The organism is Klebsiella spallanzanii (assembly GCF_902158555.1).
GTDB classification, from domain to species: Bacteria; Pseudomonadota; Gammaproteobacteria; order Enterobacterales; family Enterobacteriaceae; genus Klebsiella; species Klebsiella spallanzanii.
This window is the reverse complement of sequence record NZ_CABGGS010000044.1, coordinates 13940-28769: the sequence shown is the minus strand read 5'-3', so window position 1 is coordinate 28769 and position 14830 is coordinate 13940. Positions and strand designations below refer to the sequence as shown.

Annotated in this window: 16 protein-coding genes and 1 other annotated feature; of the genes, 10 read left to right on the top strand and 6 right to left on the bottom strand. The window is 56.4% G+C overall.

The features are described 5' to 3' along the window. Nucleotides 1–33 precede the first annotated feature (33 nt). On the bottom strand, nt 34–2136 hold the full coding sequence (fusA, locus tag FN082_RS22850; protein ID WP_142982428.1) for an elongation factor G: 2103 nt from the start codon (nt 2134–2136) through the stop codon (nt 34–36). Between the two features lie 238 nt (nt 2137–2374). Between fusA and FN082_RS22845 the strand changes: the two genes are divergently transcribed. Further along, on the top strand, nt 2375–2686 hold the full coding sequence (locus tag FN082_RS22845; protein ID WP_004103633.1) for an ArsR/SmtB family transcription factor: 312 nt from the start codon (nt 2375–2377) through the stop codon (nt 2684–2686). 174 nt (nt 2687–2860) lie between these two features. Here the strand turns inward: FN082_RS22845 and FN082_RS22840 are convergent, their stop codons facing one another. The 4 genes from FN082_RS22840 to FN082_RS22825 form a co-directional block, all read right to left on the bottom strand. After that, nucleotides 2861–4219 (bottom strand): APC family permease, encoded by a 1359-nt coding sequence (locus FN082_RS22840; protein ID WP_180349487.1) that lies wholly within the window; start codon nt 4217–4219, stop codon nt 2861–2863. Next, the gene (gene yoeI / locus FN082_RS30495) at nt 4209–4271 is read right to left on the bottom strand and encodes a membrane protein YoeI (protein ID WP_096335043.1); all 63 of its coding nucleotides are present in this window, start codon (nt 4269–4271) and stop codon (nt 4209–4211) included. The genes FN082_RS22840 and yoeI overlap by 11 nt, the downstream gene beginning before the upstream one ends. A gap of 235 nt (nt 4272–4506) precedes the next feature. Then, nucleotides 4507–5397: a LysR family transcriptional regulator gene (locus FN082_RS22830; RefSeq protein ID WP_142982427.1), complete on the bottom strand. Its 891-nt coding sequence runs from the start codon at nt 5395–5397 to the stop codon at nt 4507–4509. Nucleotides 5398–5435: 38 nt separating this feature from the next. Further along, nucleotides 5436–6260 carry an SDR family oxidoreductase gene (locus FN082_RS22825; RefSeq protein WP_142466454.1) on the bottom strand — a complete coding sequence of 275 codons (825 nt, stop codon included), beginning with the start codon at nt 6258–6260 and terminating at the stop codon, nt 5436–5438. Between the two features lie 175 nt (nt 6261–6435). Here FN082_RS22825 and hisL point away from each other — a divergent pair, with 175 nt between their 5' ends. From hisL to hisIE, 9 genes are all read left to right on the top strand, one after another. Continuing rightward, nucleotides 6436–6486, top strand: a complete 51-nt coding sequence (hisL, locus tag FN082_RS22820; protein ID WP_009654477.1) for a his operon leader peptide — start codon at nt 6436–6438, stop codon at nt 6484–6486. Beyond that, nucleotides 6462–6584, top strand: a sequence feature (His leader region). Its footprint overlaps the gene before it by 25 nt. Nucleotides 6585–6631: 47 nt before the next feature. Then, a complete protein-coding gene (gene hisG, locus FN082_RS22815) occupies nt 6632–7531 on the top strand; it encodes an ATP phosphoribosyltransferase (RefSeq protein ID WP_142462761.1) in 900 nt (299 codons plus the stop codon). Nucleotides 7532–7571: 40 nt separating this feature from the next. Beyond that, nucleotides 7572–8876, top strand: a complete 1305-nt coding sequence (gene hisD, locus FN082_RS22810; protein ID WP_142462762.1) for a histidinol dehydrogenase — start codon at nt 7572–7574, stop codon at nt 8874–8876. Continuing rightward, nucleotides 8873–9934, top strand: a complete 1062-nt coding sequence (hisC, locus tag FN082_RS22805) for a histidinol-phosphate transaminase (protein WP_139536465.1) — start codon at nt 8873–8875, stop codon at nt 9932–9934. The genes hisD and hisC overlap by 4 nt, the downstream gene beginning before the upstream one ends. Beyond that, nucleotides 9931–10998 carry a bifunctional histidinol-phosphatase/imidazoleglycerol-phosphate dehydratase HisB gene (gene hisB / locus FN082_RS22800; RefSeq protein ID WP_139536466.1) on the top strand — a complete coding sequence of 356 codons (1068 nt, stop codon included), beginning with the start codon at nt 9931–9933 and terminating at the stop codon, nt 10996–10998. The genes hisC and hisB overlap by 4 nt, the downstream gene beginning before the upstream one ends. Beyond that, nucleotides 10998–11588 (top strand): imidazole glycerol phosphate synthase subunit HisH, encoded by a 591-nt coding sequence (hisH, locus tag FN082_RS22795; RefSeq protein WP_142982426.1) that lies wholly within the window; start codon nt 10998–11000, stop codon nt 11586–11588. Before hisB ends, hisH begins: the two co-directional genes overlap by 1 nt. Then, complete coding sequence (hisA, locus tag FN082_RS22790; protein ID WP_139536468.1) at nt 11588–12325, top strand: 1-(5-phosphoribosyl)-5-[(5-phosphoribosylamino)methylideneamino]imidazole-4-carboxamide isomerase; 738 nt, start codon at nt 11588–11590, stop codon at nt 12323–12325. Before hisH ends, hisA begins: the two co-directional genes overlap by 1 nt. After that, nucleotides 12307–13083: an imidazole glycerol phosphate synthase subunit HisF gene (hisF, locus tag FN082_RS22785; protein WP_131048088.1), complete on the top strand. Its 777-nt coding sequence runs from the start codon at nt 12307–12309 to the stop codon at nt 13081–13083. Before hisA ends, hisF begins: the two co-directional genes overlap by 19 nt. Continuing rightward, on the top strand, nt 13077–13673 hold the full coding sequence (gene hisIE / locus FN082_RS22780) for a bifunctional phosphoribosyl-AMP cyclohydrolase/phosphoribosyl-ATP diphosphatase HisIE (protein ID WP_139536469.1): 597 nt from the start codon (nt 13077–13079) through the stop codon (nt 13671–13673). The genes hisF and hisIE overlap by 7 nt, the downstream gene beginning before the upstream one ends. 41 nt (nt 13674–13714) lie before the next feature. On the opposite strand, the gene FN082_RS22775 is transcribed toward hisIE, so the two are convergent. Beyond that, the gene (locus FN082_RS22775) at nt 13715–14830 is read right to left on the bottom strand and encodes a glycosyltransferase family 4 protein (protein WP_142982425.1); all 1116 of its coding nucleotides are present in this window, start codon (nt 14828–14830) and stop codon (nt 13715–13717) included.

Sequence of the window (14830 nt, the reverse complement as noted above, 5' to 3'; positions counted from 1 at the left end):
ACAGATGCGCAGCATCGCCTCCGGGAAGGTTGCTTAGCCTTTGGCGCGGCTGGCGATAATCGCCTCAGCCACGTTGCGCGGGGCTTCAGCGTAGTGGTGAAATTCCATACTGTAGGTCGCCCGGCCCTGAGACATCGAACGTAGCGTGGTGGCATAGCCAAACATTTCGGCCAGCGGCACGTCGGTGCGGATAATCTGGCTGCCGAAGCGCTCCTCCATCCCCTGCACCATTCCGCGACGAGAAGAGAGATCGCCCATAATGTTACCGGCGTACTCTTCCGGCGTTTCCACTTCAACATGCATTACCGGCTCAAGGATCACCGGATCCGCTCTGCGCGCCCCTTCCTTGAAGCCGAATATCGCCGCCATGCGGAAAGCCATCTCCGAGGAGTCAACGTCGTGATAAGAACCAAACGTCAGAGTCGCTTTGATATCCACCACCGGATAGCCCGCCAGCACGCCGGTACCCATCGCTTCGCGCAGCCCTTTTTCCACTGAAGGGATGTACTCGCGCGGCACCACGCCGCCTTTGGTGGCGTCTTCAAACACGAAACCGCTCCCCGGTTCCAGCGGCTCAAGGGTTAATACCACATGACCGTACTGCCCTTTCCCACCGGACTGGCGGACGAACTTGCCTTCCACCTCTTTCACCGTTTTGCGGATCGTCTCGCGATAAGTTACCTGTGGACGGCCGATATTCGCCTCAACGCCAAACTCACGTTTCATGCGATCGACGATGATCTCCAGATGCAGCTCGCCCATGCCGGAAATAATCGTCTGGCCGGACTCTTCGTCAGTATGCAGACGAAACGACGGATCCTCCGCCGCCAGCCGCTGCAGGGCGATCCCCATTTTCTCCTGATCGGCTTTGGTTTTCGGTTCAATCGCCAGCGAAATCACCGGTTCCGGAAACTCCATCCGCTCAAGGGTAATCACCGCATCCGGGTCGCACAACGTGTCGCCGGTAGTGACATCCTTCAGACCGACGCAGGCGGCAATATCCCCGGCGTGCAGCTCGTCCACCTCGTGGCGATCGTTGGCCTGCATCAGTACGATACGCCCGATGCGCTCTTTCTTGCCTTTGACCGGGTTCCACACCGCATCGCCTTTTTTCAAGGTTCCGGAATAGACGCGGATAAAGGTCAGCTGTCCGACGTAGGGGTCGGTCATCAGCTTGAAGGCCAGCGCCGAGAACGGCTCGTCGTCGCTCGGGTGACGTTCGGCGGGCTGCTCTTTCTCATCAACGCCCTGAATCGCCGGAATATCCAGCGGCGATGGCATCAGCTCAACCACCGCATCAAGCATCCGCTGTACGCCTTTGTTTTTAAACGCGCTACCGCACAGTACCGCCTGAATTTCGCCTTTCACGGTGCGCTGACGCAGCCCGGCGACGATTTCCGCCTCGCTCAAATCACCGGTTTCCAGATATTTATCCATCAGTTCGTCGCTGGCTTCCGCCGCCGCAGAGACCATTTTTTCTCGCCACAAGCGGGCGGTATCCACAAGATCGTCCGGCACCGGCACATAGCTGAAGGTCATACCCTGAGTGGAGTCATCCCACAAAATGGCGCGCATCTTGATAAGATCCACCACACCGGTGAAGTGCTCTTCCGCGCCAACAGGAATAACCACAGGCACCGGGTTCGCCTTCAGGCGGTCGGTCATCATCTGCACCACGCGGAAGAAATCCGCGCCGGGGCGGTCCATCTTGTTAACGAAGGCCAGCCGCGGGACATGGTATTTATTTGCCTGCCGCCAGACGGTTTCCGATTGCGGCTGTACGCCGCCGACGGAGTCGTAAACCATCACCGCGCCGTCCAGTACTCGCATGGATCGTTCCACTTCGATGGTGAAATCCACGTGCCCGGGGGTGTCGATAATGTTAATTCGATGCGGCTCAAAGCTACGGTCCATGCCGGGCCAGAAGCAGCTCACCGCCGCAGAAGTAATGGTTATCCCGCGCTCCTGCTCCTGCGCCATCCAGTCGGTGGTTGCCGCGCCATCGTGTACTTCCCCCAGCTTGTGGCTCATCCCGGTATAAAACAGGATGCGCTCGGTGGTGGTGGTTTTGCCGGCATCGATATGCGCGGAGATACCGATGTTGCGATAACGTTCGAGGGGGATGGGTCGGGGCATGATGCGTCCTTAGTCATTTTGACTGTCAGTAAGCGGCCGGAATTGGCCGCGATTCATTTAACGCCATCTATCATAGTACAACTGTACGAGTATATTCGAACTATTTTTGCTATCGTTACTATCGGTGAAGCTGCGACGACGCGCGTGGCTTTAAAAAAGCAGTTTGGGTATATTATCGGCCAGCCGCCGATACGGGCCGCTGCTCGTAAGGCAGCGCAACCGCCGACACAGGAATAGTATGATCGCCAATCACCCCGAACGTGAACAAATTCGCCTCGAAAATGTCCTTTTCGCCCTCGGTAACCCGCTACGGCTTGAGATAATTCGCATTCTTGCCGACGGCAGCGAGCAAAGCTGTAACGCCCTACGCCATGAAGATGTGGCCAAGTCGACCATGACCCATCACTGGCGCGTCCTGCGCGATAGCGGCGTGATTTGGCAACGGCCTCAGGGGCGGGAGAATTTGATTTCGCTGCGCCGGGAAGATTTAGACGCGCGCTTTCCTGGATTGCTGGATACGCTGCTTAAGGTGATGCAGCAAGAGAAGTAGACCGTCCCCATTTCTGCCGTATCTCCCGGAGGCGATGCTGCGCATCTGTCCGGGCTACCAGATCGTAGAAACCCGTAGCCCCGGTAAGGCGACAGCCGCCACCGGGGAATCAGCGAATGCCGGACACAAAAAAGCCGAAGGTTTTCCCTCGGCTTTTCTTATCACAACGCGTGATTAAGCAACGTCTTCGTACTGCGGTACCGGGTTGCGGAAGCTTTTGGTCACGCAGGCCAGGTAAACCAGACCAATACCGCCCCAGATCAGGCCGAGAACCATGGAGCTCTCTTCCAGGTTGATCCACAGTGCGCCAACGGTCAGCGCGCCGCACACCGGCAGAACCAGGTAGTTGAAGTGGTCTTTCAGCGTCTTATTACGTTTTTCACGGATCCAGAACTGAGAGATCACCGACAGGTTAACGAAGGTGAACGCCACCAGCGCGCCAAAGTTAATCAGCGCCGTCGCCGTCACGAGGTCAAATTTAATCGCCAGCAGAGCAATCGCGCCAACCAGCAGCACGTTCCATGCCGGAGTACGCCATTTCGGATGCACGTAGCCGAAGAAACGCGTCGGGAACACGCCGTCGCGGCCCATTACGTACATCAAACGGGAAACGCCAGCATGCGCGGCCATACCGGATGCCAGAACGGTGACGCTGGAGAAAATCAGCACGCCCCACTGGAAGGTTTTGCCCGCAACGTACAGCATAATTTCAGGCTGCGACGCGTCCGGATCTTTAAAGCGCGAGATATCCGGGAAGTACAGCTGCAGGAAGTAGGAAGCGCCGATAAAGATCAGGCCGCCAATCAGCGCGGTCAGGAAGATAGCCTTCGGAATCACGCGCTCTGCGTCTTTGGTCTCTTCAGACAGAGAAGAGATACCGTCAAAGCCGAGGAACGAGAAGCACAGAATAGTCGCGCCGGTAATCATCGGCACCACGTGCGCACCCTCAGACCAGAACGGACGGGTGCTGGTCAACGTGCCCGCGCCTTCACCGTGCGCAACACCGTAGATAATCAGGCCAACAATCACCGCCACGATACCCATCTGCAGGATAACGATCAGGGTGTTGAAGTTCGCCACGGTTTTGATGCTGCGCAGGTTAGAGATGGTCATAAAGGCCACCAGCGCGACAACGAAGATCCACGACGGAATGGAAGGCACCAGCGCTTCAAAGTAAATTTTCGCCAACAGAATGTTAATCATCGGCATGAACAGGTAGTCCAGCAGCGATGACCAGCCAACCATAAAGCCGACAGCCGGGCTAATGGATTTCTGCGCGTAGGTATAAGCGGAACCCGCCGACGGGAAACGGCGAACCAGTTTACCGTAGCTCAGTGCCGTGAAGAGAATGGCGATCAGGGCGAAAGCGTAAGCCGTCGCGACGTGACCATCAGTCAATCCAGAGACGATACCAAACGTATCAAACAGCGTCATTGGCTGCATATAGGCCAGGCCCATCATGACAACCGGAATCAACGTAAGCGTTTTACGTAATTCCACGCGAGAGGTTTTTGGAGTAGCGTTATGCGACATAGTTATCCCCTTTTACGGTGAATGCCAGCGCGTAAGCAAAAAATTGCCCCATTTCTTTGTATTCCTCAGCGACAACCACTGTCGGTTTTTAGTAAATATCTATCCGGTACGAAGCCCGGCCTCTTGGTATTGAATGATGTGTCTTTCAACCAAAAAAATAACCGACACTTTAAAAAAGCGTCGGCCAGTTTCTGATTTTCAGGACGCGTATTTTGCAACAACTACTGGCACGATGACAAGATGTTGCAAGGCCTAATAATCACAGCAATTCTCTAACAGATTAATATTCATACAATTTTAGTATTATAGACCTGACGAATAGCACTATTTGCTAATATCTCATTTCGCCACCACTCGCCCGTAAGCCCGCAGATATCTTCATTCCAGCCAATCCACGCGCAATTTAGCGGTTCAGGCACCGTCGTCTTGATTATTTGTAAGTCGCCGTTCGCTAATAAAGGCTGAACCTGAAATAACGGCAAATAGCCCCATCCCAGCCCGGCGCAAAGCAACATCAGCTGGCTGGGGAGATCAAATACCGTCAGGCTATCCTGACTTTCACCTTGCGACCATAGGGGGTGGGTAATAATTGCACGATGGCGCCGCAGCGCTTGCCAGCCCAAGGTTTTGGTAGACTGAGCAAGCGGGTGCTTTGGGGAAACAACAAACGCCTGAGCCAGCGCGCCCAGAGAGGCAAAGCCGTAGCCGCTCAATGCCGGAGGGTCGCTCAACGCCCCGAGCAAGAGATCCGCCCGCCCTTCCGTGAGTGGCTGCCAGCCTGCAGAGGTGTTGTCACGACGGAATTCAAGGCGAATAGCGGGGTGCTGCTGATAAAACGCCATCAACAACGGAGCTAATAAAGAGAAAGGAAAAGTGTTATCGACGGCCAGCACCAGCGTATTTTCCCAGCCCTGATGCAGCTTTACCGCCTGCTTTTCCAGCTCGCGGACGGTATGCAGCACATCGCGCCCTTTTTCCAGCAGCATCTGTCCGGTACGGGTAAAACGCGCCCGGTGGCCGCTGCGGTCAAGAAGTTGGATATTGAGATTGTTTTCCAGCTTATGAATGGTATAGCTCAGCGCCGAAGGCGTTTTATAGAGCTTCGCCGAGGCGGCGGCAAAACTGCCCTCTTTGTCGAGGACATCAAGGATCACCAGCACATCCAGCAGTGGTTTCATCGCTATCCCCTTACGGTAGGCGATTCGCCGCTGGCGGATTACTCCATCGGCATCACCAGCGGGTCGGGGTATTGATATTCAAACCCCAGTTCGTTGCAAATACGGTTGCCATCAACGATCTTGCCCGTACCATTCTCCGGATTATCACTGAATACCGGCACAGGAAGCCCAAGTTCGCGAGCCATCTGCGGGTAAAACACGCCGCGCGCAGGATGCTTAGGCGCACATATATTATAGATGCGCCCGCCTTTCGGGGCCTGTAATAACAGCTCAATGGCGGCAATCACATCCTGGAGATGCACCAGATTGACGCCGTGCTGGCCGTCCGGCGCGGACTTCCCGGCAAAGAAACGCCCCGGATGGCGCGATGGTCCTACCAGCCCGGCAAGGCGCAAAATGTCCACCGACGTACCAGGAAGGTTATGCAGCCAGTCCTCCAGCTCTTTCAGCACGCGCCCGCTGGCGGTTTGCGGGTCGCGCGGTGAGTTCTCTCTCAGCGTGCCGCTGGCGTTACCGTAAACGGACGTTGAGCTGGTAAATATGATCCGCGGCACGTGATGCGCCAGCGCGGTATCAACGATTTCCTGTACCGCCTGCAGGTAAAAATCCTCCCCCGGCCCGGTGCGGCGCGCCGGTAAGGTGAGCACCAGCGCATCAACGTTCATTAATGCATCCAGGTCTTCGGTGTCACACACCAGCTGCGGCTCCAGGCGAAGCGGATAGCTGTCGATACCGCACATCCGCGCCGCTTCCACGCCATCCTGCGTGGTCTTACTGCCGGTCACCTGCCATCCACGCGACATCAACGACAGCGCAAGCGGCATACCTAGCCATCCTAAACCTACAATTGCGACCTTTTTCATCCCCTTGCTCCTGACTTTTCGCTGTGCTGACTTAAGGCTACGCCAGGCGGCGGCAACTGACAATTTCTTCGGTCAATATGAAATGAATTAATGATAGAAAAAAGCCCTTGCTTTATGCGAGTGAAGTGGTTTAGGTTAAAAGGCATCAAATGCATAGTCATTCACAGAGAATTTTATGAACAGCGTTCAATTTAAAAACCACCATCATCACCATCATCCTGACTAGTCTTTCAGGCGATGTGTGCTGGAAGACGTTTGGATCTTCCAGTGGTGCATGAACGCAAAGAGAGCCCCCGGAAGATTCACTTCCGGGGGCTTTTTTTTGGACCGAATTCGGACAGATTCAGACAGGTATACAGAGGAAAACAAGAATGTTAGACAACAGCCGTTTACGCATAGCTATTCAGAAATCAGGGCGTTTAAGTGAAGATTCACGCGAATTACTCAGCCGCTGCGGCATCAAAGTGAATTTGCACACCCAGCGCCTGATCGCGATGGCGGAAAATATGCCGATCGACATTCTGCGCGTGCGTGATGACGATATCCCGGGCCTTATCATGGATGGCGTGGTCGACCTGGGAATTATCGGCGAAAACGTGCTGGAAGAAGAACTGCTGAGCCGCCGCGCTCAGGGCGAAGATCCACGCTACTTCACCCTGCGCCGTCTCGATTTCGGCGGCTGCCGCCTGTCGCTGGCAACGCCGGCGGATGAAAACTGGGATGGCCCGGCAGCGCTGGACGGCAAACGCATCGCCACCTCCTACCCGCACCTGCTGAAGCGTTATCTCGATCAGAAAGGCATCAGCTTTAAATCCTGCCTGCTGAACGGTTCGGTTGAAGTCGCCCCGCGCGCCGGTCTGGCCGATGCGATTTGCGACCTGGTCTCTACCGGCGCGACCCTCGAAGCGAACGGCCTGCGCGAAGTAGAAGTCATGTTCCGCTCCAAAGCCTGCCTGATTCAGCGCGATGGCGAGATGGCCGACGCTAAACAGCAGTTGATTGACCGCCTGCTGACCCGTATCCAGGGCGTGATTCAGGCCCGCGAATCAAAATACATCATGATGCACGCGCCGACCGAGCGTCTGGAAGAAGTGGTGGCCCTGCTGCCGGGTGCCGAGCGTCCGACCATTCTGCCGCTGGCAGGCGACAAGCAGCGCGTGGCGATGCACATGGTCAGTAGCGAAACCCTGTTCTGGGAAACCATGGAAAAACTGAAAGCGCTGGGCGCCAGCTCCATTCTGGTCCTGCCGATTGAGAAAATGATGGAGTAATCCGGCGGGTCGGTAACGGGATAAACAGGGGAAACAAATCATGAGCTTCAACACAATCATCGACTGGAACGGCTGTAGCGCAGAACAACAGCAACAACTCTTAATGCGCCCGGCAATTTCCGCCTCCGAAAGCATCAGCAAAACGGTGTCGGAGATCCTTAATAATGTGAAAGACAACGGCGATGCGGCCCTACGCGAGTACAGCGCAAAGTTCGATAAAACCGACGTCAAGGCGCTGAAGGTCAGTGAAGAAGAGATTGCTGCTGCCAGCGCACGCCTGAGCGATGAGCTTAAAGAGGCAATGGCCGTCGCGGTTAAAAACATCGAAACCTTTCACAACGCGCAGAAACTACAGGCCGTTGATGTGGAAACTCTGCCAGGCGTACGCTGCCAGCAGGTGACCCGCCCTATCGCCTCCGTCGGCTTGTATATTCCCGGTGGCTCGGCACCGCTGTTTTCAACGGTACTGATGCTGGCGACGCCTGCGCGCATCGCCGGTTGCCAGCAGGTGGTACTGTGCTCGCCGCCGCCGATTGCCGATGAAATCCTCTATGCCGCCCAGCTGTGCGGCGTGCGCAATATCTTTAACGTCGGCGGCGCGCAGGCGATTGCCGCCCTGGCCTTCGGCACTGAATCGGTAGCGAAGGTGGATAAAATCTTTGGCCCGGGCAACGCCTTTGTGACCGAAGCCAAACGCCAGGTGAGCCAGCGTCTCGACGGCGCGGCGATCGATATGCCCGCCGGGCCATCGGAAGTGCTGGTGATCGCCGACAGCGGCGCCACCCCGGATTTTGTCGCCTCTGACCTGCTTTCCCAGGCGGAGCACGGCCCGGATTCGCAGGTGATTCTGCTGACGCCGGACGCCGATATGGGCACCCGTGTTGCGCAAGCCGTCGAGCGCCAGCTGGCTGCGCTACCGCGTGCGGAAACTGCCCGTGAAGCGCTCTCCGCCAGCCGGATTATCGTGGCCCGCGATATCGCCCAGTGCGTTGAGATTTCCAACCAGTACGGTCCGGAGCACCTGATCATTCAGACCCGCAACGCTCGCGAGCTGGTCGACGGCATCACCAGCGCCGGTTCCGTGTTCCTTGGTGACTGGTCGCCGGAATCCGCAGGCGATTACGCCTCCGGTACCAACCACGTGCTACCGACCTACGGCTACACTGCGACCTGCTCCAGCCTTGGCCTTGCGGATTTCCAGAAACGCATGACCGTGCAGGAGCTGTCGCGCGAAGGTTTTGCCGCCCTCTCCTCCACCATTGAGATTCTGGCCGCCGCCGAGCGCCTGGATGCCCACAAAAACGCCGTTACGCTGCGCGTCGCAGCCCTTAAGGAGCAAGCATGAGCATCGAAGATTTAGCCCGCGCCAACGTTCGCGCGCTGACGCCGTATCAATCTGCTCGCCGTCTGGGCGGAAAAGGCGATGTCTGGCTGAACGCCAACGAATTCCCCACGGCGGTAGAATTTCAGCTAACCGAGCAGACGCTGAACCGTTACCCGGAGCCGCAGCCGAAAGCAGTGATTGAACGCTACGCGCAGTATGCTGGCGTCAAGCCAGAGCAGGTTCTGGTCAGCCGCGGCGCTGATGAAGGTATCGAACTGCTGATACGCGCCTTCTGCGAACCGGGTCAGGACGCGGTGCTCTACTGCCCGCCAACCTACGGCATGTACAGCGTCAGCGCAGAAACCATCGGCGTGAGCTGCCGCACGGTACCAACGCTTGCCGATTGGCAGCTGGATCTGCCGGGTATCGCGGCGAATCTCGATGGCGTTAAAGTCATTTTCGTATGTAGCCCAAATAACCCGACCGGGCAGATTATCAACCCGAAAGATTTTCGCACCCTGCTGGAGATGGCGCGCGGTAAAGCTATCGTGGTGGCGGATGAAGCCTATATTGAGTTCTGCCCGCAGGCGACGCTGGCAACCTGGCTGAGTGAGTATCCGCACCTGGTGGTCCTGCGAACCCTGTCCAAAGCGTTCGCGCTGGCCGGGCTGCGCTGCGGCTTTACCCTCGCCAACGCCGAAGTGATTAACGTGCTGCTGAAGGTTATCGCCCCTTACCCGCTTTCTACCCCGGTTGCCGATATCGCCGCCCAGGCGCTCAGCGCGGAAGGGATTGCCGCAATGCGGGCACGCGTGGCGCAGATCCTCGACGAGCGCGATTATCTGGTCAGCCAGTTGCGCAACATCGCCTGCGTTGAAGAAGTGTTCGACTCCGAGACTAACTACGTTCTGGCGCGGATTACCGCTTCCAGCGCGGTGTTTAAATCTTTGTGGGATCAGGGCATTATCTTACGTGACCAGAATAAACAACCTTCATTAAGCGGCTGTTTGCGTATCACTATCGGTACCCGTGCAGAGAGCCAGCGCGTCATTGACGCTTTGACTGCGGAGAATGTATGACCCAGAAGTTTCTCTTTATTGACCGTGACGGTACGCTGATTTCCGAGCCACCGGTTGATTTTCAGGTAGACCGCTTTGATAAGCTGGCCTTTGAGCCGCAGGTGATCCCGGCCCTGCTGAAGCTGCAGCAGGAAGGCTACAAGCTGGTGATGATCACCAATCAGGACGGTCTGGGGACCGCCAGCCTGCCGCAGGACGAGTTCGACGGTCCGCACAACCTGATGATGCAGATTTTCACCTCGCAGGGCGTTAACTTTGAGGAAGTGCTGATTTGCCCGCATCTTCCGGCCGAGAACTGCGATTGCCGCAAGCCGAAGACTAAGCTGGTGCTGCCGTGGCTGGCAGAAGGCGTGATGGATACCGCCCACAGCTACGTGATCGGCGACCGCGCCACCGACATTCAGTTGGCGGATAACATGGGCATTATCGGCCTGCGCTATGACCGCGAAAAGCTCGACTGGCCGACGATCTGCGAACAGCTGACCCGCCGAGACCGCTACGCCCACGTTGAGCGTATCACCAAAGAGACGCAGGTTGATGTCAAAGTGTGGCTGGACCGCGAAGGCGGCAGCAAAATCTCCACCGGGGTCGGCTTCTTCGATCATATGCTTGACCAAATCGCCACCCACGGCGGCTTCCGTCTGGAAATCAACGTCGGCGGCGACCTCTATATCGACGATCACCACACCGTGGAAGATACCGGTCTGGCGCTGGGCGAAGCGCTGAAGCTGGCGCTCGGCGACAAGCGCGGCATCGGCCGTTTCGGCTTTGTACTGCCGATGGATGAATGTCTGGCCCGCTGCGCGCTGGATATCTCCGGCCGCCCGCACCTGGAATATCGCGCCGACTTTACCTATCAGCGCGTTGGCGACCTGAGCACCGAGATGGTTGAGCACTTCTTCCGCTCGCTCTCCTACACCATGGCGGTGACTTTGCACCTGAAAACCAAGGGCAAAAACGACCACCACCGCGTAGAGAGCCTGTTTAAAGCCTTTGGCCGAACGCTGCGCCAGGCGATTCGCGTCCAGGGCGACACGCTGCCGTCTTCAAAAGGGGTACTGTGATGAACGTGGTGATCCTTGATACCGGCTGCGCTAACCTCAATTCGGTGAAATCTGCGGTAAGCCGCCACGGCTATGAGCCGGTGGTCAGCCGCGACCCGGACGTGGTGCTGCGCGCCGACAAGCTGTTTCTCCCGGGCGTCGGTACCGCTCAGGCGGCAATGGACCAGCTGCGCGAGCGCGATTTGATCGAGCTGATCAAAGCCTGTACGCAGCCGGTGCTGGGCATCTGTCTCGGCATGCAGCTACTGGGAAAACGCAGCGAAGAGAATAACGGCGTCGACCTGCTGGGCATTATCGAACAGGATGTGCCGAAAATGACCGACCACGGCCTGCCGCTGCCGCATATGGGCTGGAACCGGGTGTACGCCAAAGCGGGCGACCGTCTGTTTCGCGGTATTGAGGACGGGGCATATTTCTATTTCGTCCATAGCTATGCAATGCCGGTTAACGCCAATACCATTGCCCAGTGCCACTACGGCGAAGCCTTCACCGCGGCGGTGCAGAAAGATAACTTTTTTGGCGTCCAGTTCCACCCCGAACGCTCCGGCAGCGCCGGGGCGCAGCTGCTGAAAAACTTCCTGGAGATGTGATGATCATTCCTGCTTTAGATTTAATTGACGGCACGGTTGTCCGTCTCCATCAGGGCGATTACGGCCAGCAGCGCGACTACGGCAACGATCCGCTGCCGCGCCTGCAATCCTATGCGGCGCAAGGGGCCGAAGTGCTGCACCTGGTCGACCTGACCGGCGCAAAAGATCCGGCGAAGCGCCAGATCCCCTTACTAAAAACGTTAGTTGCCGGAGTCAATGTGCCGGTGCAGGTTGGCGGCGGCGTGCGGACGGAAAAAGACGTGGCAGCCCTGCTTGAAGCGGGCGTGGCGCGCGTGGTGGTGGGTTCGACGGCAGTGAAGTCGCCGGAAGTGGTGAAAGGCTGGTTTAAACGTTTTGGCCCACAGCACCTGGTGCTGGCGCTGGACGTGCGCATCGATGCCGAAGGTAATAAGCAGGTGGCGGTTAGCGGCTGGCAGGAAAATTCCGGCGTCACGCTGGAAGAGCTGGTGGAAAGCTATCAATCCGTCGGCCTGCAGCACGTCCTGTGCACCGATATTTCCCGCGACGGCACCCTGGCCGGGTCAAACGTCTCGCTGTATGAGGAAGTTTGCGCTCGCTATCCGCAGGTAGCGTTTCAGTCCTCCGGCGGCATTGGCGATCTCAATGATATCGCCGCGCTGCGCGGTACCGGAGTGCGCGGGGTGATTGTCGGTCGCGCGCTACTGGAAGGTAAATTTAACGTAACGGAGGCCATTCAATGCTGGCAAAACGGATAATCCCCTGTCTCGACGTTCGCGATGGCCAGGTAGTGAAAGGCGTGCAGTTCCGTAATCACGAAATCATCGGTGATATCGTCCCGCTGGCAAAACGCTATGCCGACGAAGGCGCCGATGAGCTGGTGTTCTACGATATTACCGCCTCCAGCGATGGCCGCGTGGTGGACAAAAGCTGGGTGTCGCGTGTCGCGGAAGTGATCGACATTCCGTTCTGCGTCGCTGGCGGTATTAAGTCGCTGGACGATGCTGCGCAGATCCTCTCCTTCGGTGCGGATAAAATCTCCATCAACTCCCCCGCCCTGGCGGACCCAACGCTGATTACTCGCCTCGCCGACCGTTTCGGCGTGCAGTGTATTGTGGTAGGCATCGATACCTGGTTTGACGCCGAGAGCGGCAAGTATCACGTCAACCAGTATACTGGCGATGAGAGCCGCACGCGGGTGACGCAGTGGGAAACGCTAGACTGGGTGCAGGAAGTACAAAAGCGCGGGGCTGGCGAGATTGTCCTTAATATGATGAACCAGGACGGCGTGCGTAACGGCTACGATCTGGAACAGTTAAGCAAGGTGCGCGCCGTATGCCATGTTCCGCTGATCGCTTCCGGCGGCGCAGGCACCATGGAGCACTTCCTGGAAGCCTTCCGCGACGCCAACGTCGACGGTGCGCTGGCCGCCTCGGTGTTCCATAAGCAAATTATCAATATTGGTGAACTGAAAACGTACCTGGCAGCACAGGGCGTGGAGATTAGGGTATGTTAACTGAACAGCTGGATTGGCAAAAAACCGACGGTCTGATGCCGGTCATCGTGCAGCACGCCGTTTCCGGGGAAGTGCTGATGCTGGGCTATATGAACCAGGACGCGCTGGCGAAAACCGAAGAAACCGGCAAAGTGACCTTTTATTCACGGACTAAACAGCGTCTGTGGACCAAGGGCGAGACGTCGGGCAATTTCCTCAACGTGGTGAGCATCACCCCGGACTGTGATAACGACACCCTGCTGGTGCTGGTCAATCCGATTGGCCCAACCTGCCATAAAGGCACTTCAAGCTGTTTCGGCGATACCGGCCACCAGTGGCTGTTCTTGTATCAGCTGGAGCAGCTGTTGGCGGAACGCAAGCACGCGGACCCTGAGAGCTCTTACACCGCGAAGCTGTACGCCAGCGGCACCAAGCGTATTGCGCAGAAAGTGGGAGAAGAAGGCGTGGAGACCGCGCTGGCCGCGACGGTGCATGATAAGTTCGAGCTGAAGAATGAAGCGTCGGATTTGATGTATCACCTGCTGGTGCTGCTGCAGGATCAGGGGCTGAATTTGACGGATGTGATTGATAATTTGAAGAGTCGTCACTGATGCCTTTTGCCCCCGCGCAGGCGGGGGCGCAACGCTGGAAATCAGGATTTCTTTTCCAGTAATGTGTTGTAGAGATTAACGTAAGCATCAATCATATGTTCTGCGGTAAACATCTCCTCAAAGCGACGGCGTGAATTAGCGCCATAGCGCGCAGCCGTTTCATCACTGTTCCACAACTCGTTCATCGCCTCAACCAATGCCGCGCTATCATCGGGTGGAATGACGCAGCCATTGACCTTATCCTGATTAATAAACGAAGTTCCGGTACCAATCTCACAAGAGATCAGCGGGCGGGCGAAGCGCGCCCCTTCCAGTAAGGTAATGCCAAAAGCTTCTGAACGCAGGTGAGAGGGAAAAACCACCCCGCGACAAAGATGAAAGAGAATATATTTATCCTCATCATCAAGCATCCCGGTAAAAATGACGTTGCTCAGACCACGTTGCTCCGCCTCCCGGCGAACTTCCGCTTCCAGCGGCCCGCCGCCGACAATCACGATTGGCAGTTGGCTACGTTCAGCGGCTTCCAGCAGAATATGCAATCCTTTGTAATATCGGAATGCACCGACAAACAGGAAAAAGCTATCGCCGACTTTCTCACGCCAGTAGGCCAGGCGCTGCGGGTTATGCTGTACATCCTTTTGCTCAAGGCCGAAAGGAATCACTACTGTTTTATCAAGGTACTTTTGCAGCGTCTGACTTGAAGCAACATAGTTAGGTGAAGATGCCACAATACAGTCCACGCTGGAGAGAAATTGCTCCTGCAATGGTTGATATAATTTCATTAACCGCTTCTGTTTCACAATATCGGAATGATAGGTGACAACAGTTTTCGCTTTGGGATGCGCCATAAGATGCAGCATATCCATAAACGGAAATGGAAAGTGGTAATTAATGATATCGTAGTTATCTTTAATCTTATTAAATCGCTTTAACGCGCTCAGGGAAAATGGTGTAGAGGCGATTTCAATCAATTGCTTATTATAGATGACCTGATGTTCTTCATAAGCCACAGGCCCAGTATTTTTATCCGGGCAAAAGGTAAATACGTCGGCAGCAATTCCCCGGCGAGCGCTGCCCTGGCACAACTGATAAATGACCTGTTCAATACCACCATAGGTATTCGGATAATAGGTCTTATAGACGTGTAAAACTCTCAA